Source organism: Pseudarthrobacter sp. MOO14, assembly GCF_058267675.1.
The window spans coordinates 3,155,885-3,179,237 of record NZ_CM177849.1; the positions used below are offsets into that span (position 1 = coordinate 3,155,885).

Consider the following 23,353-nt stretch of genomic DNA (forward strand, 5'->3'; position numbering starts at 1 on the left):
ACTTTCGTAACAGCTGGGCGCATTCGGGTGCACCGGCCGGGGCTTTCCACATAGCAGCACCGGGCTGTGCCCGCTGTCAGGGGGTGCTGGGATACTGAATCAATGGCCGATAACCAGTACACGTCCACCCTCGCCACTACCCTTGCCGCAGGTCCGGATGCCCCCGGAACCGCCACCCACGCTGAGGCCCTCGAGGTCCTTCGCGGCCTGGTGGGGCATCCCGGTGCAGTGTTCCACGACGGGCAGTTTGAAGCCATTGAAGCATTGGTCGACGCCGGGCGGCGGGCTTTGGTGGTCCAGCGCACCGGCTGGGGCAAGTCAGCAGTGTACTTCGTGGCCTCCCTGCTGCTGCGGCGCCGGGGCGCCGGGCCCACGCTGATCGTCTCGCCCTTGCTCGCCCTGATGCGCGACCAGGTGGCCGCTGCTGCGAGGGCCGGGGTCCGCGCCGTGGCCATCAACTCTGCCAACCAGCTGGAGTGGGACACGGTCCGAGAGCAGCTGGCTGCCGACGAAGTGGACGTCCTCCTCGTCTCCCCGGAACGGCTGACCAACCCCGCGTTCCGTGAAAACCAGTTGCCTGAACTCCTCCGCCGGACCGGCCTGCTCGTGATCGACGAAGCCCACTGCATTTCAGACTGGGGCCACGATTTCCGCCCCGACTACCGCCGCATCGCCGACCTCATCACGCGGCTGCCCGATTCGGTGCCGGTCCTGGCCACCACGGCCACGGCCAATTCGCGGGTGGTGCACGATATCGAGGAACAACTCGGGGCCGGGGTCCTGACCATCCGCGGTGCGCTGGGCCGTGATTCGCTGCGGCTCGGCGTCCTGTCACTTCCCGATTCCAAAGCGCGCCTGGGTTGGCTGCTGACGCACCTCGCAGACCTCCCCGGCAGCGGCATTATCTACACCCTGACGGTGTCCGCAGCGGAGGACACCGCCAGGCTGCTGGCCGAGGCCGGGCACCACGTGCTCGCCTACACCGGCCGGACCGATCCGGCCGACCGGGAACGGGCGGAGCAACTGCTGAAGGACAACGAGGTCAAGGCGCTGGTGGCCACGTCGGCACTGGGGATGGGCTTCGACAAACCGGACCTCGGCTTCGTTGTCCACCTGGGCGCGCCGTCGTCGCCCGTGGCGTACTACCAGCAGGTGGGCCGTGCCGGCCGTGGCGCCGCCAACGCCGACGTCCTGCTGCTGCCCGGCTCCGAGGACCGCGAAATCTGGCAATACTTCGCCACCGCATCCATGCCGTCCGAGGAGAAGGCCGGGGCCGTCCTGACCGCCCTGGCCGAGGCCGGAACGGCCCTGTCAACGGTGGCACTCGAAGCCAGGGTTGACCTGCGGCGCACCCCGCTTGAGCTGCTGCTGAAGGTGCTGTCCGTGGACGGCGCCGTGGAACGGGTGGGCGGCGGCTGGCGCTCCACCGGGCAGCCCTGGACCTACGACGCCGAACGCTACAGCCGGATCGCCGAGGCGCGCGTGGACGAGCAGGACTCCATGGTGATCTACCAGGACACGGCGGGCTGCCGCATGGAGTACATCACCTCGGTCCTGGACGACGAGACGGCGCGGCCCTGCGGCCGGTGCGACAACTGCGCAGGCCAATGGTTCCCTGCCGACGTCGCGGCCGAGGCCACGGCGGCCGCCGGCCAGACCCTGAGCAGGGCAGGCGGAGTCCTGGAGCCGCGCCTGCAGTGGCCCAGCGGCATGGACCGCCTGGGGGTTCCGGTGAAGGGCAAGCTCAAGCCCGGGGAAGGCCTTGCGGACGGGCGGGTCCTCGCCCGGCTGACGGACCTGGGCTGGGGTGGGGCCTTGCGGGAGCTGTTCGCCTCCGGCGCGCAGGACCGGCCGGTGGATCCCGGGATGCTCCAGGCCTGCGTGCAGGTGCTGCGCGAATGGGGCACCGGGGACTCCCGGAACCCGGGATGGAGCGGAGCCGGCAGGCCGGCCGCGATCGTCAGCATCCCTTCCCGCAGCAAACCGCAACTGGTGGGTTCGCTGGCCCGCGGGATCTCGGATATCGGGCGCATCCCCTACCTTGGCGAGCTGCAGTTGGCGCACGGCGGTCCCACCGGCGGCCGTGGCGGGAACAGCGCGTACAGGCTGGCCGGAGTCTGGGACCGGCTGGTGGTAGGGCCGGAACTTGAAGCCGCGCTGCAGTCCGCCCAGGGCCAGCCGGTCATGCTGATTGACGACCTCGCGGACAGCCGGTGGACCCTTACGGTCGCCGGGCGCGCCCTTCGGCAGGCCGGGGCGGGAGCGGTGCTTCCCCTGATTTTGGCCCAGGCCGGCTGACGGCAGCCCCGGCGTGCCGCGGCAGCAGGATGCTGTCCGCGGTGCTGGCCAGCATCAGGACGGCCATGGCCAGGAACGCGGCCCGGAATGGTCCGGCGGCGTCCTGGTGCCCGAGGGAAACCCCATCAAACGTCCGGATCAGCAGGGCTGCGACGGCGATTCCCGATCCCGTGGCAAGCTGCACCAGGGTCGCCGACACCGTGTTGGCGGAGGTGAGTTGGGCCGGCGGGATGTCCGCGTACTGGACGGACGCATATGACGAAAAGCCGATGGAGCGGAACGCCCCGCTGCAGACCAGCAGTGCGAACATCAATGCTTCCGGGGTCTCAGGCGTCAGCAGGGCGCAAGCGGCGAACGTCAGGGCGGACGCCAGCGAGGCAAACACCAGCATCGCCTTGAAGCCAAATTTCCGGATCAACGGCGTGGTGGCCGGCTTGATTCCGATGTTGCCGATGAACACTGCGGCCACGAGTGCTCCGGCGTGCAGGGGAGTCCATCCGAATCCGGTCTGGAACATCAGCGGCAACAGGAAGGGGACCGAGCTGATGGTCACCCTGTACACGAAACCACCGGTAGCCATGGCCCGGAACGTGCGGGCGCGGAAGACATGCAGGTTGAACAGCGGATGCGGGGTGCGCCGCATCCACAACACGGCCCCCGTGAGCGCTGCGGCCCCGGCGGCGGCGCTGATCCCGGCCCAGGGCAGTTCGGGGTGGCTGCTGGCAAGTTCCAGGCCGGCCACGAGCGCCCCGACCCCGATAGTGGTCAGTGCCATGCCGGGCCAGTCCAAGCGCCGCCCTGGGTCGCCCGGCGCTACCGGGACCAGCCGGAGGGAGGCCAGGAACGCGGCCGCACCGAGCGGAAGGTTGACCAGGAAAATCCAGTGCCACGACAGGTAGGTGGTGAGCGCTCCGCCCACCAGCGGCGCGAGGACCGGTGCCAGGAGCCCGGGCCACACCAGGAACGCGGTGGCGCGCAGCAACTCCGACTTCGGTGTGCCGCGCAGGACCACCAGGGTGCCCACCGGGACCATCATGGCGCCACCCGCCCCCTGGGCAATACGGCTCAAGGTCAGGGTGGTGAGGTCCTGGCTGAGGGCGCAGGCGAGCGACGCCAGGGTGAAGACGGCGATTGCCAGGCAAAAGATCCGGCGCGCACCAAACCGTTCTGCCAGCCAGCCGCTGAGGGGAATGCCGATGGCCACCGTCAGCAGGTAGGCGGTCATGGTGATGTTCACGTCCGCTGCGGGGATGGCGAAGTCCGCGGAAATGCTGGGGATGGCGGTGGTGAGGACCGTTCCGTCAAGGAACTCCATGAAGAAGGTCGCCGCCACCAGGAGTGCCAGGCGGGGATTCCATGCCGTCCGGGTGCCCTCGGGCTGGGGTAAGTTGCTGCGTGGCGCCATGGGCCAATCCTGCCACCGCTGCGGCAGGCACCGCTCGCCACGTCCGGCTGCCGGACAGCGTTTTCCGAGTGGACGGGGCGGTTTTCCGAGTGGGCGAGGCGCAAAGTCCGTCGTATCAGAAGCTTGTTCGCGTCTGCGCACCCTTCAAGGTGCTGATGCGCGAACGGGCTTAGGACTGGCCAGGGGCGCCCCGAGGCCGGGCCCGGAAACGCAAAAGGCCCCGGTCCAGGGACCGGGGCCAAACGCGGAGACGGGGGGATTTGAACCCCCGGTCGAGTTTAACCCCGACCCTTCATTAGCAGTGAAGTCCATTCGGCCGCTCTGGCACGTCTCCAATTGCTATTCCTAGCCCACCAAGGATACGCAGATCCGGCCATGCAGTGCAAAACGGTGCCCGGCCAGGCAAACCCGCCGGCCGCAACGGCGCCACCCCCGGCAGCCGGGCCCGGGATGCCGGCGCAGGGAGGGCCTAGGGGAGGCGTTGCTGCGCGCGGACCATCCGGATTTCCGGCAGGTCCTGCCAGTCAGCCAGGACATCCTCGGCGCCGTCAGGTTCAAAGCCGAAGCGGCGGTAGAAACCGATGGCGTTGCTGTTTGCCGCCGCCACCCACAGGCTCGCCGCCTGGGTGCCCAGCGCAGCGGTCAGCAGTCGGCCGCCAAGGCCGATGCGCTGGTGCGAGGCCAGCACATACAACCCCCACAGCTCCAGGTCACCGGAAGCCGGCGGCGGGTGCCCCTCGGGGGAACCCGGGGCGGGCAGCCGCCGCCGGCCGGCGAAACCGACCACGGTCGCGCCGTCGCAGGCCACCCACGCCTCGGCGGGGTCCGGGCGGTCCAGCAGGTGCCGCCACAGGGCAAGCCGGCCTGCGGGATCCACCGAGGCAAGGAAGGCACCGGTCAACATGCCCCGGTACGTTTCCCGCCAGCAGCGGATGTGTACCTGGGCCAGCTGCTCGATGTCCCCCGCCACTGCCCTGCGGACCGCCACCCCGGCCGCCATTCAGCCCGCCAGCGCCTTCCAGAGGAAATGCTGGCTGCGGGCCTGGAGCGCGGCAGCCTGCCGGTTGTCGGAGGCGCCGGCGTGGCCGCCTTCCAATGCTTCGTGGAACCACACGTTCGGGATCCCCATGGCCAGCATCCGAGCGGCCATCTTCCGCGCCTGCACCGGGCCCACCCGGTCGTCCGAGGTGGCCGTCCAGATGAAGGTTTCCGGGTACTCCACCGCGTCCTTGAGCAGGTGGTACGGCGAAAAGGTCCTGATGTACTCCCACTGCTCGGGAACATCCGGGTCGCCGTACTCGGCGATCCAGGAGTGCCCGGCGGACAGCTTGGTGTACCGGCGCATGTCCAGCAGCGGCACACCGCAGGAGACCGCCCTGAAAAGTTCCGGATACCGGGTGAGCATGTTTCCCACCAGCAGGCCGCCGTTGGAGCCGCCCACGCAACCGAGCCGCCGCGGAGAGGTCACTCCGCGTGAGATCAGGTCCCGGGCCACCGCTGCGAAGTCTTGGTAGGCCTTGTGCCGGTTTTCCTTCAGTGCGGCACGGTGCCAGGCCGGCCCGTACTCGCCGCCGCCGCGGATGTTCGCCACCACGTACACCCCGCCGCGCGAGTGCGGCGCCTTCCCGTCGGTGCCGTCCGACAAAGCCGTCCGCCGCTCCAGCCAGGCCCTGCCGACCGTGCCGCTGTAAGCGGGCGTCCGGGAGACCTCGAATCCGCCGTAGCCGGAGAGCTGGGTGGGGTTCTGCCCGTCCAAGGCCAGCCCGCGCGGGGCTACCTGGAAATACGGGACCCGGGTGCCGTCGTCGGACACGGCGAAGTGCTGCTCCACCTCATAGTCGCCGTCAGCGAAGAACGACGGCGAGGCCTTGATGGCGGCGTGCCGGCTCACCACGCCGGGCGTTCCGTCGCCTGCCCCGTCCGGGGCGCTCCGCTCAAGGGTGCCGCGCATGAGGGTGGTGGGGGTGGTGAAGCCCGTGGCGATGAGCCAAAAGTCATCGCCCGCGCCGCCGTTGGCCGGTTCGTCGTCCTCGTCGTCCACGGCGTAGGCGTTCACGTCGTGCAGCGGCGGGCAGGCGTCCAGGGGCGTGGCCGCCCAGCCGCCGTCGGCCGGCCGGGAGGGATCCAGCACCCGGATCTCGGAGGAAACGTCCCGGAGCAGGTTGAGCAGCAGGAAGTTCCGGGTCCAGCTCCAGGACTGCAGCGAGGTGTGGGCATCGGGCGTGAACAGGACCGTGAGTTGCCGGTTGCCCGCGAGGTAGTCCTCGAACCCGGCCGCGAGCAGGGCGCCGGACGGGTACGTGGTGCCGTCCACAGTCCAGTCCTGCTGTGGACGGAAGAGCAGCCAGTCGCGGTGGGCGCTCACGTTGACGTCCGTGGGCACATCGATCGGCACCCACTCGTCGCCCCGCAGCACCAGGTTGGTGCGGTTGAAGAAGTCGATGTAGTCCACCGCGAAGGTGCGCTCAAAGCCGGGGGTGGAATCGTGCGCCACGATAGCCATCATGTGGTCCTCGGGCACCTCGAACAGGCGTGGGGCGCCGGCCAGGGAATCGCCGCGCTTGAGGGTCACCGCGGTCCGGGCGTACGAGGACGCCGTCCTGGGCAGGCCATCCGCGGTGGAGGCAACCAGCAGGGTGTCCGCGTCCAGCCAGGACACGTTGCCTTTGGCGGTCGGGAGGTCGAATCCGCCCTCCGCCGGATCCACGAAGCCGCGTGCTTCGACGTCGAACTCGCGGTACCGGTTCGCGTCGCCGCCGTCGGGGGAGAGGGCCAGCAGGGCCAGCCGGTAGGGCTCGCCCGCGGCCGGACGCAGGAACGTGGCGCCGTGGAACACCCACTCTTCGTCCTCAGCCTTGGCCAGTGCATCAATGTCCAGCAGGACGTCCCACTCCGGGGAATCGGTGCAGTAGCTCTCCCAGGTGGTGCGGCGCCAGAGGCCCTTGGGGTTCTGCCGGTCCTTCCAGAAGTTGTAGTACCAGTCGCCGCGCTTGCCCACCATGGCGATCCGGTCGGTGGAATCCAGGACTTCGAGGATGCCCGCTTCCAGTTCCGCGTAGTCAGCGCCCTCGAGCAGGTCCTCGGTGCGGGAATTCTGCTCCTTGACCCAGGCCAGCTGCTCCTCGCCGTAGATGTCCTCCAGCCACACATTCTCGTCGACTGGTTCGGGGGCGGAGCCCGGGGCCGGGGTAGCGGTGGTGTCCCGGCCAGGACCGGGAACGGACGCGTGATCAGCTGCTGTGGTGGTCATGCGCCCCATCCAAACAACATCCCCCACTGCTGGCAAGTCAAGCGTGCGGGCGCCGGTTGGCCTGAGCCCGTACGCTGGATGGCGTGGAATTATCGCAGAGCACCCGGGCCGTCATCATCGGCGCCGGCCCCCGGGGCACCAGTGTGCTGGAGCGGCTGCTCGCCCACACGGCCGCGGCGGGGCACCACGTGCGGCTGCGAATCGACGTCGTGGATCCATACCCGGCGGGCCCGGGCCATGTCTGGCAGCCCGGGCAGTCCCGTTTGTTCCTCATGAACACCCAGTCCTTCTATCCCACGCTGATTCCCCAGGACCCGTCGCTGCCGCCGCCGGTTGCCGGTATCACGTTCGATGAATGGCGGCTGATGCAGCAGAGGGATCCGCTGCCGTCCCTCACCGATGACGAACGGGCCGAAATCGCGGTGCTGGGTTCGCGGGACTTCCCCAGCCGTGCCCTGTACGGCCGGTACCTTCGCAGCACCCTGGCGGACGTGCTCGCCAAGGCCCCCGACGGCGTCACCATCGAATTCCACGAAACGTCCGCGCTGTGGGCGCGCCCCACCGGGGACGGAATGTTCGACGTCGGGCTGGCCACCGGGGAGAGCATCAGGGCCAACTCCGTTGTGCTCGCCCTGGGGCACATCCCGTCCCGCCTGAACCCGGAACAGCGCGACCTCCAGGATTCGGCCGCGCGGCTGGGTTTGCAATACTTTCCGCCCGCCGCGCCCGCGGATGTGGACTGGTCCCGGATCCCGGCCGGCGAACCTGTCCTGGTCCGCGGCATGGGACTGAACTTCTTTGACACCATGGGACAGCTCACCGAAGGCCGCGGCGGAAAATTCGTCTCCACCGGCAACCGGCTCGAGTACGAACCCTCCGGCCAGGAGCCTTTGATCATCGCGGCCTCCCGGCGCGGCACCCCGTACCGCGCCAAGGCCGCCCTGGACGGCTACTACGCCCCCTCCGTCAGGCTGCGCTACCTCACCGAGGCCGCGATCGGGCGGTTGGCCAAGGCAGGAATCCGGCCCTCCTTCGACCACGACCTGTGGCCCTTGCTGCACCGTGACACCCTGTGGGCCTACTACTCCACGCTGGTGCGCTCGCACCCGGGAGCGGTCCCGGACGCGCCGGCATTCCTTGCCGCGCTCGAGGAAGCCCTGCAGCCGCATGCGCACAGCGCCGTGAAATGGGAGGACGGCGTGGACAGCGTCCTTGCCGTCCACGTCGGCCCCAGGCACCGCCTGGACCTGCTGGGACTGGCCGCTCCGCTGGCGGGCCGTTCGTTTGGTTCCCGGGCCGAGCACGACGCCGCCGTGGTGGAATTCCTGCTGGACGACGCACGCCGTTCCGCGCTCGGCGAGGACGATCCGGTCAAGATGGCCATCGGCGCCCTGCACCATGGACGCGCCGTCCTCAAAACGGCAGTGGCCGACGGCGGCATCACCGACGAATCCTGGGTGGCCGGACTGCGCGGCTGGTTCGAGTCCTTCGTGGAAGGCCTGGCCAGCGGTCCGCCTGCGCTGCGTTCCGAACAACTCGCCGCGCTCGCCCGGGCCGGGGTGGTGAGCTTCGTTGGGCCGGACCCCAAATTCGGCGTGGACCGGAAGGCGGCGCGGTTTGCCGCTTCCTCACCGTGGGTTTCCGGGCCGCCCGCGACGGCGCGGACCATGGTGGAAGCGCTGGCCCCCGGCAACCGGGTGTCAGCCAACGAGTCCCCGGTCTTGGAACAGCTGCTGGCGGACGGGCTGGTCCGCTCCAAACTGATGATGACCGCCGAAGGCGCCCCGGTGGAGTCCACCGGACTGGACGTGGAGCCCCACCCGTACCGGCCGGTGGGGGCCAACGGGTCGGTGACGGAGGGCTTGTTCGTCCTGGGATTGCAGCTGTCGTCGGCACAATGGGGCACCGCCATCGCCGCCGAAGCTTTCCAGGAGGGCGGCCCCGCCTACCGCAGCGGCCAGCGCACCCTCCGCGATGCGGACGAAATCGCGGCGGCCATCCTCAACAGGGGATAACCCGGCCAGGGCTTGAACACCGATGCGCCATCACTTCCGGCCCCCAAACCGTAGGAAGGGATCCGGAAGTGATGGCGCATCCTGGTGTCAGCCGCGCAGGCAGGCCCGGTACGCGGCCATGGCCTGTCCGTAGTTTGCCTGGCCCCTGAGGTCGGCGGGCCGGGTGGGCTTGACCGGCGGGACGCAGACCGGTTGCGACGGAGTGTCCGCCGCAACCAGGACCGCAGTCCTGACCACCGTGCCGGATTCGACGGCGGTGAGCACCAAGGTGCCCGTCCCCGCTGCAGCGCCGGCCGGCACGGCAAGGTTCACGGCGGCGGCGCCGGCGGCGACCGGGACCGTACCCAGCTGGGTCACCGTGCCGGCGGAGTCCGTGAACGAGGCCGCCAGTGCCGTGTTCACCGGGCTGCCCAGCGACGTCAGGTCAAGCCTGGACACCGTCAGCGTGAGCGGTCCGCCGGGCTTGACCTCAGCGGCAGTGGTGTTGGTGACAGCCACTGAACGCCGGGCGAAGTCCGGGGACACCGGGCTGCTCTTCTGGAGGTACCCGATCCAGGCATCCCGGTCCACCAGCCCGGAATCGCGGGTGTTGGTGCCCGCGGTGAAGATCCGGAAGTTGTCGCCACCGGTGGCCAGGAAGCTGAAGGTTCCCACCCGGTAGGACTTGGCCGGGTCCAGCAGGTCGCCGTTCACCCGCACGGACGTGATCCGGTCACCGGACGGGCGGGCGGCATCGTAGGTGTAGTTGACGTTCTTTGACAGGCCCAGCTGCAGGTAGGCCCGGCTGGGAACCGTGCCATCCGGGTTGGTCTGCCACTGCTGTTCGAGCAGCGTCTTGAACTGCGCACCGGTCAAGGACGTGGTCCACAGGTTGTTCACGAACGGCAGGACCGCGTTGGCCTCGGCGTAGGTGATGGTGCCGTCCGGTGCGTAGTACAGCTCGTTGCGCAGGCCGCCGGAATTGACGACGCCGATCTCCGCGCCGCCAAGCTCGGCCGGCTGCAGGGAAGAGAGCAGGGAATCGGCCACCAGGTTTCCCAGGGTGGATTCGCTGCCGCGGTCATCGCGCTTGGCAGCACCGGTGGCGTCGGTGGTGAACGCCGTGGTGATGTCCTTGGTGACCGAGCCGATGGGCTGGTTGCCCACCACGGAGGCGTCCGCGAGGGCCTTCTTCACGATCGCGTCCACGGCGGCCACGCGCGGGTAGGCGGCCACCAGCCCCGCTGCGGCGTCGGTGGTGCGCTTGACGTTACCGGCCTTGTACCCGGTCACCTGCTTGGTGGCCGTGTCCACGGTCAGCTGGATCTGGCCCACGTTCTCACCGTAGTTTCCGGTCTGCACGATGGGCCGGGTCTTGCCCGCGGCGCCCGGCACCGGGGCGTCCCAGGCGTACTCCTTGTGGGTGTGGCCCGTAAAGATCGCATCCACTTCGGGGGAGGTTTCGGTGACCAGCTTGGCGAAGGGACCCCCGGCTGCCACTTCCTGCTCCAGGGTGGCGCCCTCCACCACCCCGGAACCGGCGCCGTCGTGGTCCTCAACGATGATCACGTCCGCCAGCTTCTCCGCCGTGATCCTGGCGGCCACCCGGTTGATGGCGTCCACCGGGTCGCCGAAGTCGAGGTCGGCGATGCCGGCGGGAGTCACCAGGGAGGGGACTTCCTGGGTGACGGTGCCGATCACGGCAACCTTGATGCCGTTCAGGTCCAGCACCGTGTACTCCGGCAGGACCGGCTCGGTGGTGCCCTTCTTGTAGACGTTCGCGCCCAGGTAGGGGAACTTCGCGTTGGCGCCGCCCGCGATGACGCGGTCGCGCAGGTCCTCCCAGCCGCCGTCGAACTCGTGGTTGCCCACGGCGGACGCTTTCAGTTCCAAGGCGTTCAAGACGTCGATGGTGGGCTGGTCCTTGGCGACCGCGGACGCGAACAGCGAGGCGCCGATGTTGTCCCCGGCCGACAGGAAGGCCGTGGCACCCGGAGCTGCCGCGGCGCGGAGCTTCTCGATGGTCCCGGCCACCTGCACGGTGTTGGAATCGATCCTCCCGTGGAAGTCGTTGATGTTCAGGAGGTTCAGGTCAACGGTGGCAGGGACTGCCGGGAGGTCCAGGCCCACCACCACGGGGTCGTGGTCGCTGGCGCGGAACTGGTCTGGTGCGTAGTAGTCGGTGACGTTGTTGTTGTAGCGGCTGTACTCCAGCGCCACGGATTCCACCGAGTTGATGTTCCAGATGTCCGCACCGGTGACCACCGCGTTGGCCGCCGGGGAGGCGAGGATGTGGTCCAGGGAGCCCACCAGGCCGCCGAAGAGGTACGAGTGCTTGGCCGTGCCGTCGGCATTCCTGGCCTTGTCGTCCTGGTTGACATACCCTGCGCCGGTGAGGACGTTGATCGGGTCTTCCTTGCCGTACGAGTTGAAGTCGCCGATCAGGAACACCTTGTCGGTGGCCTTGGACTTCTGCAGCTCGTCGGCGAAGGCCAGCAGGGACTGCGCCTGGGCGGTACGGGCGAGGTTTGAATTGCCCTGGCCCTTGTCGGTGTCGTCCGGTGTGGCTGCCGAGCCCTTGGATTTGAAGTGGTTCGCGATCGCGATGAACTTCTTGTCATCAGGCGCGCCAACGGGCTTGAAAACCTGGGCCAGCGGCTTGCGGGCGCTGGCGAAGGCGACCGTGTCGTTGTGGATGATGGATTCGCCCACCGGCTCGGCGGCGGCCTTCTTGAAGATGAACGCTGTGCGGATCATGTCCTCGTCGGCCAGCGGGGGTGCGTTCGCGGGGGTGCGGACGTAGTCCCAGATGCCTGGGGTGGGGATGTTAAGGGCCTCCACCAGCTTGGCCAGGGCGTCGTCCCGGTTCTTGCCGAACTGCGCGGAGTTCTCCACCTCCATCAGGGTGACGACGTCGGCGCCGGACTTGGAGATGGCGGCCACGATCTTGTCCTGCTGGCGTTTGAAGTTCTCGGCGTTGGCGGCGCCGCGGACGTTGCAGCCGCCGCTGACGGTGATGGGGTTGCCTGCGCGGTCGGTGTAGAACTTGCAGCCGGCGATTTGGTCACCGGTGGTGGGGAAGTAGTTCAGCACGTTGAAGGAGGCGAGCTTCAGGTTGCCGCCCACGGCCGCGGGGGCCTCGGTGCGGGTGGCGCCGAAGCGGGCCGGCTGGACGGTGGCCTTGTTGGCCTCCGTCAGGTGGGTCAGCGGCTGGAACTTCCAGGAGTTGTTGGCGTAGCCCAGCACCACGTTGGTGGTGAAGCTGACGGGTGAGCCCACCCGGACCGGATCGGCGGTGGTGAGGTAGGGCAGCACTTCGGCCTTGGTGGTGGCGTCCTTGAGGAAGTTGGTGCTGGACCCGTCGTCGAGCTTGATGCCGCGGGCGGCGTTGTCAGCCACGACGGCGGCGTACTCTGCTGAGCCGTAGGGTGCCACGGCGGTGGGCTGTTCCAGCGCGGTGGTGCCGCCGGCCAGGCCGATCTCGCCGTACTGGTTCAGGCTGTAGTTGTCACTGACGGTCATGGGGCCCTGGGGTGCCAGCAGCATGCCTTCCAGCGACTCGCGGAAGGCCTCGCCGGCCGGAAGAGTGAAGACGGTGGGCTTGACCTCGGGTGCGGCCTCGGACAGTTTGGTGAGGCCGGTAGCCGCCGTGACATTCAGCTGGGTCATTCCGTAGTACTCGGCAACCGTGCCCGTGACCTGGACATAGTCTCCGGCCTGGACCGATCCCGCCGTGGCGGGCGAGTAGACGAAGATGCCGTCGGAGGCGGAGTGGTTGGTGGCGCTCAGGTCGCCGCCCGTGCCGGGAGTCTGGATGTAGTAGCCGTTCAGTCCGCCCGTGGGAAAGGCCGCGGTGACCTTGCCCTTGGTGGTGACGGCGGCTCCGGCCAGCGGGCTTTCGACGCCGGTGCCCTGGATTTCGGCGATGGTTTTGTCGACCGGGTCCGGGACCGGTGTGGGGTCCGGTGCGGTACCGCCGGAGGACGTGGGGGTGATGGCGGCGCTGAGCGTGAAGTCAGCGGCATTGCTGTTGCTGTCCGCGCCTCCGGTCCGGTTCAGGCTCTTCACGTCGGTGTTGGAAGCGGGTGCCGCGGCGGCCTTGGTCTCAAACGTGTTGGAGCTGCCGTAGCCCAGGAGGTCGGCCACGCCTGCGGGCTCCACCGCGGACCCGGTGGGAAGTCCGACGGCGGTGGGCTGCTTGGCGAGCACAATGGTGCCTCCGCTGCCGCCGAAATTGAGCGCCCCGGCCACGAGGTCCGGTGCGGGCAGGTCTGCACCATTGGCGCCGTTGCTCCCGCCCTGCACCAGGTAGTAGCCCTTGGCGGGAATGGACCCCGACAATGCGGCGACTGCGCTGGGAGCGGCCGTTCCGGTGGCGGAGCGGTACTGTACCGACCAGCCGTCCAGGGAGACGGGCGCGTTGGAGCTGTTGTACAGTTCCACGAATTTGTTCTTGTACGCGGCGCCGCTGCTGCCGCCGCTCAGGTAGGCCTCGTTGATGACAACGGGGGATGTGCCGGCCGCGGCTGAGACCTCCGCGGCCGCCGGAACAGCAGCCAGCGGGGCTGCGATGAGCCCCGCTGACAATGCTGCGCCGAGCGCTGACTTCCAGGGTGTTTGATGCATCCGCTCTTACTTTCATTGAGGAGTACCGGGTGGGTGGTCCGGTGGGTGCGTCCATGCTTCATGGAACGGACTGGGCAGGAATGTGCCTGGCCTGTTGGTTGTCCAGGCACATGACAACAGCACTGAATGAACGCAAGGTTGCTGGCGCGTGCATTCGGTGGGGCGTTCCCCAGCGGAGCGCCCCACCGTCCGGAACGGGCTTTTCCCCAAGCCCGTTCCGGAGATGCTGGTGGCGGGAGTGATGCTCGCCGACAACCCGGGGGTGTGCCGGCAGTCACAAACGATACCCGCCAGTAGCATTGCGTCCAGGTGTTTGCGGCGGCTTTATCCAAAGAATTTACGTACCGGCAACACGGCCGGGCACGGGGACTTAAAGCAAAAAACCCCTGGCGGCCGGTGCCGGCTGCCAGGGGTTCCCTTGCGGAAGGTAAGAGATTCGAACTCTTGGTACGGGGTTACCGCACACTGGTTTTCAAGACCAGCTCCTTCGGCCGCTCGGACAACCTTCCTCAGCTAGTAGTGTTTCATAGGCACTTGCCTGCAACAAAACAGGCCGCGGGCAGGAGTCCGGTGCACACTGGTTGCAGCCAGGATTTGAATCAGGAACGGGAGAGGTCCATGAAAGCCGTCTACATCTCAGAACCGGGCGGCCCGGAAGTGCTGGAAGTCCGCGACGTGGATGCGCCGGTACCCGGCCAGGGCGAAGTGCTGATCGATGTGGTGGCTGCCGGCTTGAACCGGGCGGACGTGCAGCAGCGCCGCGGCTTCTACCCGCCGCCTCCCGGTGCCTCCGAAATCCCCGGGCTGGAGGTATCGGGCCGGATCTCAGGTTTCGGCCCCGGCGTCAGCAAGCCGTTCTCGGTGGGGGACAAGGTGGTGGCCCTGCTGGCCGGCGGCGGTTACGCCCAGCAGGTGGCGGTCCCGGCCGAACAGGTGCTGCGCGTGCCCGACGGGGTTGACCTGGTCACTGCGGCCTCGCTGCCCGAGGTGGCGGCGACGGTATATTCCAACCTGGTCATGACAGCGCAGTTGCAGCCGGGTGAGACGGTCCTGATCCACGGTGCCACGGGCGGAATCGGCACCATGGCCATCCAGTTGGCCAAGGCGTTTGGCGCCAAGGTTGCCGCTACGGCAGGCACGGACGAGAAGGTGGGCACCGCCAAGGCGTTCCTCGGTGCGGACATCGCCATCAACTACAAGGAAGAGGACTTTCCCGAGAGCCTGCGCCGCCAAAATGAGGGCAAGGGTGCCGATGTCATCCTGGACGTCGTGGGGGCCAAGTACCTTTCCCGGAATGTGGATGCCCTGGCCGACTACGGCCGGCTGGTGGTGATCGGCCTGCAGGGCGGCACCAAGGGGGAGCTGGACCTGGGGCTGCTGTTGAAGAAGCGTGCGGCCGTGGTGGCCACGGCGTTGCGGCCCCGGCCCGTGGCGGAGAAGGGGGCCATCATGAGTGCCGTCCGGGACGCCGTGTGGCCGCTGATCGTGGATGGCAGGATCCGCCCGCTCGTTGCCAAGACCTTTCCGCTGGACCAGGTCAGCGCGGCCCACAGCTATTTCGACAGTGGGGACCATGTGGGCAAGGTCCTTCTGGTCATGTAGGGGCCTAGATACTCAGTATTGCCATGACCGTGCCCTGCCCGTTAGTGTGGTCCATACGCGGTATGCACGAGTCTTGGGGGCTCGTGCATACCGGTAGATGCCAGCCCGGGGGAGCACAATGTCAATACGCCACAGCCTCCTCGCCCTGCTGCAGGACCAGCCGCGCTACGGCTACCAGCTGCGGGTCGAGTTCGAGAACCGCACAGGGGCCACCTGGCCCTTGAACATCGGGCAGGTGTACACCACGCTGGACCGGCTGGAACGTGATGCGCTGGTAGCCAAGGACGGCGACGACGGCGAGGGCCACGTCGTCTACAGCATCACCCCGGCCGGCCAGGCCGAGGTCCGCAGCTGGTTCGCCGCGCCCGTCGAACGCAGCAACCCGCCCCGCAACGAGCTCGCCATCAAGCTCGCGCTCGCCGTGACGCTGCCCGGCGTGGACGTCCAGGCCATCATCCAGGCCCAGCGCGTGGCATCCATCAGGGCCTTGCAGGATTACACCAAGGCCCGCCGCGACACCGCGGCGAACCAACGCGCGGCGGACACCGCCTGGCTGCTGGTGCTTGACTCGCTGATCTTCCAAACCGAAGCGGAGGTCCGCTGGCTGGACCTCTGCGAGGCCAGGATGGTCCAGCAGGCACAGTCCGCCGCGGCGGCCACTGCCCGGAAGGCATCCAACGGGGCCACGGAAGATTCCCCGCTGAACGCGGACGCCCGCCGGTGAGTGTCCAGGGGCCGCAGCAGGTCCTCGAGCTCGCCAAAGTCGGCAGGACCTTCGGTGCGGGCGCGACGGCGGTCGCCGCGCTTCGCGATGTGGACCTCACCATCGGCGCGGGGGAGTTCGTGGCCGTCATGGGCCCCTCGGGCTCCGGCAAGTCCTCCCTGCTGGCCCTGGCCGGCGGCCTGGACCGCCCGACGTCGGGCGCTGTCTTCGTGGAGTCCACGCCCCTGGCGGGGCTGGGCCTGAACGAGCTGGCCCGGCTGCGCCGCCGTGCAGTGGGGTACGTGTTCCAGGATTTCAACCTGGTTCCCACGCTGACGGCCGAGGAGAACGTGGCACTGCCCCTGGAACTGGACGGGGCATCGGCCAGGAAGGCGCGCCGGCAGGCAGCCGACGCGCTCCGGCAGGTGGGGATACCAGAGCTCGCCTCCCGGTACATGGACCAGATGTCCGGCGGCCAGCAGCAGCGCGTGGCCATAGCCCGGGCCATCGTGGGCCAACGGCGGCTGATCCTGGCCGATGAACCCACCGGGGCCCTGGACTCCACCACCGGCCAGGGGGTCATGGAGGTCCTGCGGTCCCGAGCCGACGCCGGTGCCGCCGTCATGCTTGTCACCCATGAAGCGCGGCATGCCGCCTGGGCTGACAGGGTGGTCTTCCTCAGGGATGGCCGGATCATCGACCAGGCCACCGCCATGCACGACCCCACCATGCTCCTCACCCAGGCCGGACTCTGATGCCGTTGGACGTGGCTCCGGCGCCCCATGGCCGCCGGAGCAGCCTTCGCGTTGCCGTGCGGCTCGCGCGCCGCGACATCGCCCGCCACAAGGGACGGTCCCTGCTGATCATCCTGCTGGTCATGGTGCCGGTGGCCGGGATGACAGGTGCAGCCACCCTTTACCAGAGCTCCCAGCGGACGCCCGCGGAAATCGTGGACTACGAACTCGGCCGAACGCAGGCCCGGTTCAGCGCCCTCCCGGTTCCCGGCGCCGACTCGCTCCAGGACCCGCTGAACGATGCCATGGTGGCCTCCAGTACCGGCCGCTACGACCCGGACTTCAAGCCGGCCGACCCCCGCGATGTCCTGCCGGCCGGCTACCAGGTCCTGCCACAGCGCCAGCTGCAGCTGACCACCGGGGTTGGGGAAGCCCTGGTAGCACTGCAGGGCAGGGAAGTGGACGCACTCAATCCGGCCTTTGCCGGCAAGTTCACGCTCCTGGACGGACGGCCCCCGCACGGCGCGGCGGAGGTCCTCGCCTCACCCGGGCTCATGGCCCGCTTCAACCTCGCCTTCGGCCAGGAAATCACGACGTCGGCAGGAACCTTCGTGCCCGTCGGCACCATTCGCGATGCCGGGGCCTCGGACGGCAACAGCTTCCTGTACCTGCAGTCCCGCCAGGTGCCGGCGAATCTTGCCGCCGGACCGCAGACCCATCTGTCGGTGTCGTACTACCTGGTAGGGCCCGAGCCAGTGACCTGGGACTACATCAAGGACGCCAACAGCAAAGGCGTGGCCGTGTTGTCCCGCAGCGTGGTCCTGGACCCGCCGCCCCTCGAACAGCGCGTCGTCCCGGGTTCGCAGCCCCACAACGACTCCTCGGCCCTGATGGCCGTCTACGCCACCTTCGGCCTGGTCGGCGCGCTCGCACTCCTGGAAGTTGGCCTGCTGGCCGGCGCCGCGTTCGCCGTGGGAGCCAAGCAGCAGGTGCGGGAGTTGGCACTCCTGGCATCCTCCGGGGCGGAAAGCCCCACCATCCGCGCGGTAGTCACCGCAGGCGGACTGTGGCTTGGCGGCATCGCTGTTGCCGCGGGGGCCGCGGTGGGGCTGGGAGCCGCTGCCGTCGTCGTCCATCTGGTCCGACTGGCCGGATCCGTCCGGCTGGCGGGCGTGCACCCGGACGTCCCCATGACCCTGGCCGCCGCGGCCATGGGCCTGGTGGCCTGCGTTATTGCAGCCCTGGTGCCGGCCCGGCAGGTGTCACGCCAGGCGGTATTTGGCGCGTTGAAATCGGGGCGGGCACCGGCTCCGACGGCGCGGCGGTCCACTGTTGCAGGTGCCGTGGCCCTGGTGGCTGCGGCGGTCCTCCTGCTGGCCGGCTGGGTCCTGGGCACGTCCACCTCCGATCCCGACCAGCGGGCCGCGGAGCTGCCCCTGGTGGTCACTATCCTGATCCTCGGTGCCGTGCTTGGCGTTGCCGGCCTGGTCATGGTCACCGGCTGGCTGGTCCTCAGCCTCACCTCCCGCACGCAGTGGATGACCCTGTCCCTCCGGATGGCGGCACGGGACTCGGCCAGGAACCGGGGACGGAGCGTTCCCGCCGTCGCCGCAGTACTTGCAGCAGCGGCGCTGGCCAGCGCCGCCATGGTGCTCTCGGCCAGCCAACAAGCGGGGATGCGGCAATCGCACTGGTGGGGAGGCCTGGAGAACCAGGCGTCGCTGCCCCTGGTGGTGGACCCGCCGACGGGTGTCGGCGGCAGCAGGCAACCGCCTGTGCACGTGGACGCGTCCGCACTTTCCGCTGCCGTGGCCGGGGCTTTGGGCACGGTGGAATGGAGCCACCCCATCACCGCCCCGGAAAGCACCCGAACCTGCATGGACGGCCAGGCCCGCCCCGGGCTGCCGGCCCGGACGTCCTCGTCCAACTGCCTGCAGTATTCGCTGGCCCTGCCAGAGGCCAACGCGTGTCCGCGAACCCCGCAGGGGAGGGTGGCGGATCCGGGTGATTGGCGGTGCCGCGGCTCGATGGCCCTTCGGTCGTCCTACGACGGGACGGTGCTGGTGGGCGGCGAAAAGGATATTCGCGCCGTGCTCGGCCGGGACGCCACCCCAGAGGCCCTGGCCGTGCTGAACGCCGGCGGGATGGTGGTGACCAACCCGGTTTTCGTCAGCGGCGGACACGTCCTGCTCCAGGCACAGGACGTGCGGACCCATGAGGCGGCGGTGCAAGGGCCCGGCACGGTCCCGTCCACGGTCAGCAGCACGCCGCTCGCCGCAGCAGTGCTCGAGCCGGTGGTTCCCGTCCCCTATTACGGCATCGTGTCACCCGCCACGGCGCAGCGGCTCGAGTTGCACCCGGAACCAGCGGCCCTGCTGGTCCAGTTGGCCGGCACCCCGTCGGAGGCGGAAACGGATGCGGCGTCCGCCGCGGCGGCATCGGTCTACGGGCTGCCGGGCATGACCTTCCGGGCTGAACCGGGCATCTCCCAGGGCAGCCAGTGGACCACCTGGGTCATTGTCGCCGTCAGTGCGCTCATCACCTTCAGCGCTGCGGGGATCACCACCGGCCTCTCAATGGCGGACGCCCGCGCAGACCATGCCACGCTGGCCGGGGTGGGCGCCGCGCCCCGGTTGCGGAAGGCGCTGGCCGGGTCCCAAGCACTGTTCACCAGCGGCGTCGGGGCGGTGCTGGGAACACTGGCTGGAACCGTGCCCGCCGTCCTCCTGGCGCTCTCCACGGACCTGCGGACCGCCGTCGAAGTCCCGTGGCTGCACCTGTCCGTCCTCATGGCGGCGGTGCCGTTGACGGGGGCGGCGCTCGCGTGGGCCCTCACCCGTGCCAGGCATCCCATGTCCCGGCGCAGCGTGGGTTAGGAGCCGGAGCCGGCAGCCGCCCACCCCGTTTCCCGCACATGTTTCCCGCTCGTTCGTCGCCGGTTCGCCGCCGCTCACCGCACAGCCCCAAGGCGCGCCGCGCACCGCCGTTCCTGCCCGACGGAGCCTTGGTAGGGTGCCGGTTAGCAGAAGCGGGAACACTCTCAAGGAGGAGACATGGCCGGAATACCGGACCAGCGGAACTACGGATCCCGGGCGGAGGGCGGGCTGGCGACGGACCCGGACCTTCCCCCGCCCGCCGTGGACCAGGCAACGCTCGAAGCCGAAGACCGGAAATGGACGCCCGGAAAGATCGCGCTCTGGGCGGCGATCGCCCTGCTGGGCGGTGTCGCCTGGTTCATGCTGGCGGTGGTCCGCGGGGAAACCGTCAACGCCATCTGGTTCGTGTTTGCCTCCGTGTGCACCTACCTGATTGGTTACCGCTTCTACTCCAAGGTGATTGAGCGGTACATCACCAAGCCTGACGACCGCCGCGCCACCCCTGCCGAGTACAAGGCCGACGGCAAGGACTACGTCCGGACCGACCGCAACGTGCTCTTCGGCCACCACTTTGCCGCCATCGCAGGCGCCGGGCCGTTGGTGGGCCCGGTCATCGCGGCCCAGATGGGCTACCTGCCCGGCACCATCTGGATCATCGTCGGCGTCGTCTTCGCCGGCGCGGTCCAGGACTACCTGGTGATGTTCTTCTCCATGCGCCGCGGCGGCCGGTCCCTTGGCCAGATGGCCCGCGAGGAACTCGGCGTCATCGGCGGCACCGCCGCCCTGATTGCCACCCTGCTCATCATGGTGATCATCGTGGCCATCCTGGCACTCGTCGTCGTCAATGCCCTGGGCGAAAGCCCGTGGGGCGTCTTTTCCGTGGGCATGACCATCCCCATCGCCCTGTTCATGGGCGTGTACCTGCGCTACCTCCGGCCCGGCAAGGTGATGGAGGTCTCCATCATCGGCTTCGTCCTGCTGATGGCCGCCATCATCGGCGGCGGCATGGTCGCGCACACCGAATGGGGCGCCGCCGTGTTCCACCTGGACAAGGTGACCATCGCCTGGGGCCTCATCATTTACGGCTTCATCGCCGCGATCCTGCCGGTCTGGCTGCTGCTGGCTCCACGCGACTACCTCTCCACGTTCATGAAGATCGGCGTGATCGTGATGCTCGCGCTGGCCATCGTGGTGGTCCGCCCGGAAATTACCGTCCCTGCCTTCAGCGAGTTCGCCGGCCGCGAGAACGGGCCGGTCTTCTCCGGAGCGCTGTTCCCCTTCCTGTTCGTCACCATCGCCTGTGGTGCGTTGTCCGGTTTCCATGCACTGATCTCCTCCGGCACCACCCCCAAACTGGTGGAAAAGGAACGGCAAACCCGGTACATCGGTTACGGCGGAATGCTGATGGAATCCTTCGTGGCCATCATGGCGCTCGTTGCGGCCATCTCGATCGACCGCGGCCTCTACTTCGCCATGAATGCACCCGCGGCACTGACCGGCGGCACCGTGGAAACCGCAGCGGCCTGGGTCAACAGCCTGGGCCTGAGCGGGGTGAACATCACCCCCGGGCTGCTGAGCGAAACCGCCGCCAACGTGGGCGAACAAAGCATCGTCTCCCGCACCGGCGGTGCACCCACCCTGGCTGTGGGGCTGGCGCACATCATGCACCAGTTCGTGGGCGGGACGGCCATGATGGCCTTCTGGTACCACTTCGCCATCATGTTCGAGGCGCTCTTCATCCTCACCGCCGTGGATGCCGGCACCCGCGTGGCCCGGTTCATGCTGCAGGACTCAGTCGGAAACTTCGTCCCAAAGTTCAAGGAGGCTTCGTGGCGCCCGGGTGCCTGGCTCTGCACCGCCGTCATGGTCGCAGCGTGGGGTGCCGTGCTGCTGATGGGCGTTACCGATCCGCTCGGCGGCATCAACACGCTGTTCCCGCTGTTCGGCATCGCAAACCAGCTCCTGGCGGCCATTGCGCTGGCTGTCTGCCTGGCCATCGTCGCCAAACGCGGCACCTTCAAGTACCTCTGGATTGTTGCCCTGCCGTTGGCCTTCGCCGCGGTGGTCACCATTACGGCCAGCTACCAGAAGATCTTCTCGCCCGTTCCGGCCGTGGGGTACTTCGCGAACAACGCCGCCTTCAGCAAGGCACTGGCAGATGGCAAGACCGAGTTCGGCACCGCCAAGACGGTGGCCGCCATGGAAGCTGTGGTCCGCAACACGGCCATCCAAGGGTGGCTGTCAGTGATCTTCGTGGTGCTGAGCATCATCGTGATCGCCACGGCGGTGCTCGCCACGGTCAAGGCGTTCCGTGACCGTGCGTCCGGGGCTGCCACCACGGACAACGAAGACCCTGCGGTTCCCTCGCGTGTGTTCGCCCCCGCCGGATTGGTCCCGACAGCGGCCGAGCGCGCGCTGGGTGCGGCGTGGGACAAGGTGCCCGCCGACGCCCGTCTTGAACGGGGCGGACACTGATGAGCGCCGGAATCACGGCGGTTACGAATGGCTTCCGCGGGTTTGCGCGGTACCTGGGTGGTGTCATGGGTGCGGATGCCTACGCCAAGTACCTGGAGCACCACAAGGCCTCCGGGCACCAGGAACCACCCTTGGGTGAGCGGGAATTCTGGCGGGACCGCACGGACCGCCAGGACCGCAACCCGCAGGGCCGGTGCTGCTGATTGAGCCCGCAGCGGACAAGGCCCCGGAGGCGTTCAGGGAGTGTCCCGGGGCCCGATGGCGCATGAGAGTATGAACGCATGAGCGATCCCAATGACACTCAGGCAGCTGAGGACCTCCCGGTAGAAGGCACCCCCGTCGAGGACGACCCGTCGCCGCTCCAGGCTCCGCGGGCAACGGACGGAAGGCCGCAGCGCAGCAGCCTGCACGACCTCGTTGACGAGCCGGCCAAGGTGATGCGGATCGGCACCATGATCAGGCAGTTGCTGGAAGAGGTAAAGTCCGCACCCCTGGACGACGCCGCGAGGGGCCGGCTGGCAGCCATCCACAAGCGTTCCATCACGGAACTCGAGGACGGCCTCGCCCCCGAACTGGTGGCTGAACTGGACAGGATCAACCTGCCGTTCTCCGACAATGCCACCCCGTCGGATGCTGAACTCCGGATCGCCCAGGCACAGCTGGTGGGCTGGCTGGAGGGCCTGTTCCATGGCATCCAGACGGCCATCGCGGCACAGAACGCTGCCCGGGAACACGCTGCGGCACAGCTGCAGCTACGCCAGCTGCCGCCGGGCACCATGATTGCGCCCGGCGTCGTCATCGGTGAAAACGGGGAGCCCCAGCGGGCGCCGGCCGGGGCGCGGCCGCCGGCGCAGGGCACGCCCAACCAGCGTGAAGACCCGGACCACGGTCCCGGGCAGTACTTGTAGGCTGCGCTTGGGCTTTTTCAGCGCCGCCAGGCAGGGGCGCAAAGATGATGCCGAACTTGGCAAGGGGTTGTGGCGCCGTGCTCACGACCGCTTCCACCGGGGTTTGGACCGCTTCCACCAGGTGCTCGAAGGGGTGGAGGATGACCAGCTGTACGGCGAACTGGTAGAGATTGCCAACGAGCTCGCGGCCCTGTTGCAGCGGGTCAGGGCAGTGTGCATGGAGGCCCAGCGCCGTTCGCCCAGTGATGGCCTGGACATCCCGGCTGAACTGGCGGATGTGCACCGGGCCTTGTCCAAGGCGGGCAACTCGCTGGCCACCACCGCGGAGGCTGCAGCCATGCTTCGGCTGGCTGTGGGGCCGGTGCCGGTCGGGGCGGCGTCCGTCCGGCGCCGGGCCGAGGCGGTCCACGAGCAGGTTGACGACGCCGAACGCCGGCTCCGCGGGGAGTAGTCCCGCCCTGGGCACGAAATTATTCCCGGTC

The 23,353-nt window shown here is 68.6% G+C and carries 14 protein-coding genes and 2 tRNA genes; 10 read left to right on the forward strand and 6 right to left on the reverse strand.

Going from position 1 to position 23,353, the window contains the following annotated elements; all coding sequences use genetic code 11:
- Positions 1-102 precede the first annotated feature (102 nt).
- Positions 103-2,298 carry a RecQ family ATP-dependent DNA helicase gene (locus AC4EEV_RS14805; protein ID WP_491329308.1) on the forward strand — a complete coding sequence of 732 codons (2,196 nt, stop codon included), beginning with the start codon at positions 103-105 and terminating at the stop codon, positions 2,296-2,298.
- Here AC4EEV_RS14805 and AC4EEV_RS14810 read toward each other — a convergent pair.
- The 4 genes from AC4EEV_RS14810 to AC4EEV_RS14825 form a co-directional block, all read right to left on the reverse strand.
- Positions 2,222-3,703 (reverse strand): MFS transporter, encoded by a 1,482-nt coding sequence (locus AC4EEV_RS14810; protein WP_491329309.1) that lies wholly within the window; start codon positions 3,701-3,703, stop codon positions 2,222-2,224. The genes AC4EEV_RS14805 and AC4EEV_RS14810 overlap by 77 nt on opposite strands.
- A 245-nt stretch (positions 3,704-3,948) precedes the next feature.
- Positions 3,949-4,037, reverse strand: a tRNA-Ser gene (locus AC4EEV_RS14815).
- A gap of 135 nt (positions 4,038-4,172) precedes the next feature.
- Positions 4,173-4,703 (reverse strand): GNAT family N-acetyltransferase, encoded by a 531-nt coding sequence (locus tag AC4EEV_RS14820; protein WP_491329310.1) that lies wholly within the window; start codon positions 4,701-4,703, stop codon positions 4,173-4,175.
- Positions 4,704-6,953, reverse strand: coding sequence for a prolyl oligopeptidase family serine peptidase (locus AC4EEV_RS14825; protein ID WP_491329311.1), 2,250 nt, complete (start codon positions 6,951-6,953; stop codon positions 4,704-4,706). It lies immediately after the preceding gene.
- A gap of 83 nt (positions 6,954-7,036) precedes the next feature.
- Between AC4EEV_RS14825 and AC4EEV_RS14830 the strand changes: the two genes are divergently transcribed.
- Positions 7,037-8,968, forward strand: coding sequence for an FAD/NAD(P)-binding protein (locus AC4EEV_RS14830; RefSeq protein WP_491329312.1), 1,932 nt, complete (start codon positions 7,037-7,039; stop codon positions 8,966-8,968).
- Between the two features lie 87 nt (positions 8,969-9,055).
- Here AC4EEV_RS14830 and AC4EEV_RS14835 read toward each other — a convergent pair whose 3' ends face one another.
- A complete protein-coding gene (locus AC4EEV_RS14835; RefSeq protein ID WP_491329313.1) occupies positions 9,056-13,573 on the reverse strand; it encodes an ExeM/NucH family extracellular endonuclease in 4,518 nt (1,505 codons plus the stop codon).
- A 421-nt stretch (positions 13,574-13,994) separates the two neighbouring features.
- A tRNA-Ser gene (locus AC4EEV_RS14840) sits at positions 13,995-14,082 on the reverse strand.
- 109 nt (positions 14,083-14,191) lie between these two features.
- On the opposite strand from AC4EEV_RS14840, the gene AC4EEV_RS14845 reads away from it, so the two are divergent.
- The 8 genes from AC4EEV_RS14845 to AC4EEV_RS14880 all read left to right on the forward strand — a co-directional run bounded on the left by AC4EEV_RS14845 (position 14,192) and on the right by AC4EEV_RS14880 (position 23,322).
- Positions 14,192-15,175, forward strand: a complete 984-nt coding sequence (locus AC4EEV_RS14845; RefSeq protein WP_109044737.1) for an NAD(P)H-quinone oxidoreductase — start codon at positions 14,192-14,194, stop codon at positions 15,173-15,175.
- 118 nt (positions 15,176-15,293) lie between these two features.
- Positions 15,294-15,899 carry a PadR family transcriptional regulator gene (locus AC4EEV_RS14850; protein WP_018762375.1) on the forward strand — a complete coding sequence of 202 codons (606 nt, stop codon included), beginning with the start codon at positions 15,294-15,296 and terminating at the stop codon, positions 15,897-15,899.
- Positions 15,896-16,633 carry an ABC transporter ATP-binding protein gene (locus AC4EEV_RS14855; RefSeq protein ID WP_461839186.1) on the forward strand — a complete coding sequence of 246 codons (738 nt, stop codon included), beginning with the start codon at positions 15,896-15,898 and terminating at the stop codon, positions 16,631-16,633. Before AC4EEV_RS14850 ends, AC4EEV_RS14855 begins: the two co-directional genes overlap by 4 nt.
- Complete coding sequence (locus tag AC4EEV_RS14860) at positions 16,633-19,488, forward strand: FtsX-like permease family protein (protein ID WP_491329314.1); 2,856 nt, start codon at positions 16,633-16,635, stop codon at positions 19,486-19,488. Before AC4EEV_RS14855 ends, AC4EEV_RS14860 begins: the two co-directional genes overlap by 1 nt.
- 177 nt (positions 19,489-19,665) lie before the next feature.
- Positions 19,666-21,963, forward strand: a complete 2,298-nt coding sequence (locus AC4EEV_RS14865; RefSeq protein ID WP_491329315.1) for a carbon starvation CstA family protein — start codon at positions 19,666-19,668, stop codon at positions 21,961-21,963.
- Positions 21,963-22,166, forward strand: coding sequence for a YbdD/YjiX family protein (locus tag AC4EEV_RS14870; RefSeq protein ID WP_018762371.1), 204 nt, complete (start codon positions 21,963-21,965; stop codon positions 22,164-22,166). Before AC4EEV_RS14865 ends, AC4EEV_RS14870 begins: the two co-directional genes overlap by 1 nt.
- Positions 22,167-22,244: 78 nt before the next feature.
- The gene (locus tag AC4EEV_RS14875; protein WP_491329316.1) at positions 22,245-22,871 is read left to right on the forward strand and encodes a bacterial proteasome activator family protein; all 627 of its coding nucleotides are present in this window, start codon (positions 22,245-22,247) and stop codon (positions 22,869-22,871) included.
- A 7-nt stretch (positions 22,872-22,878) separates the two neighbouring features.
- Positions 22,879-23,322, forward strand: coding sequence for a hypothetical protein (locus AC4EEV_RS14880; RefSeq protein WP_018762369.1), 444 nt, complete (start codon positions 22,879-22,881; stop codon positions 23,320-23,322).
- Positions 23,323-23,353 lie beyond the last annotated feature (31 nt).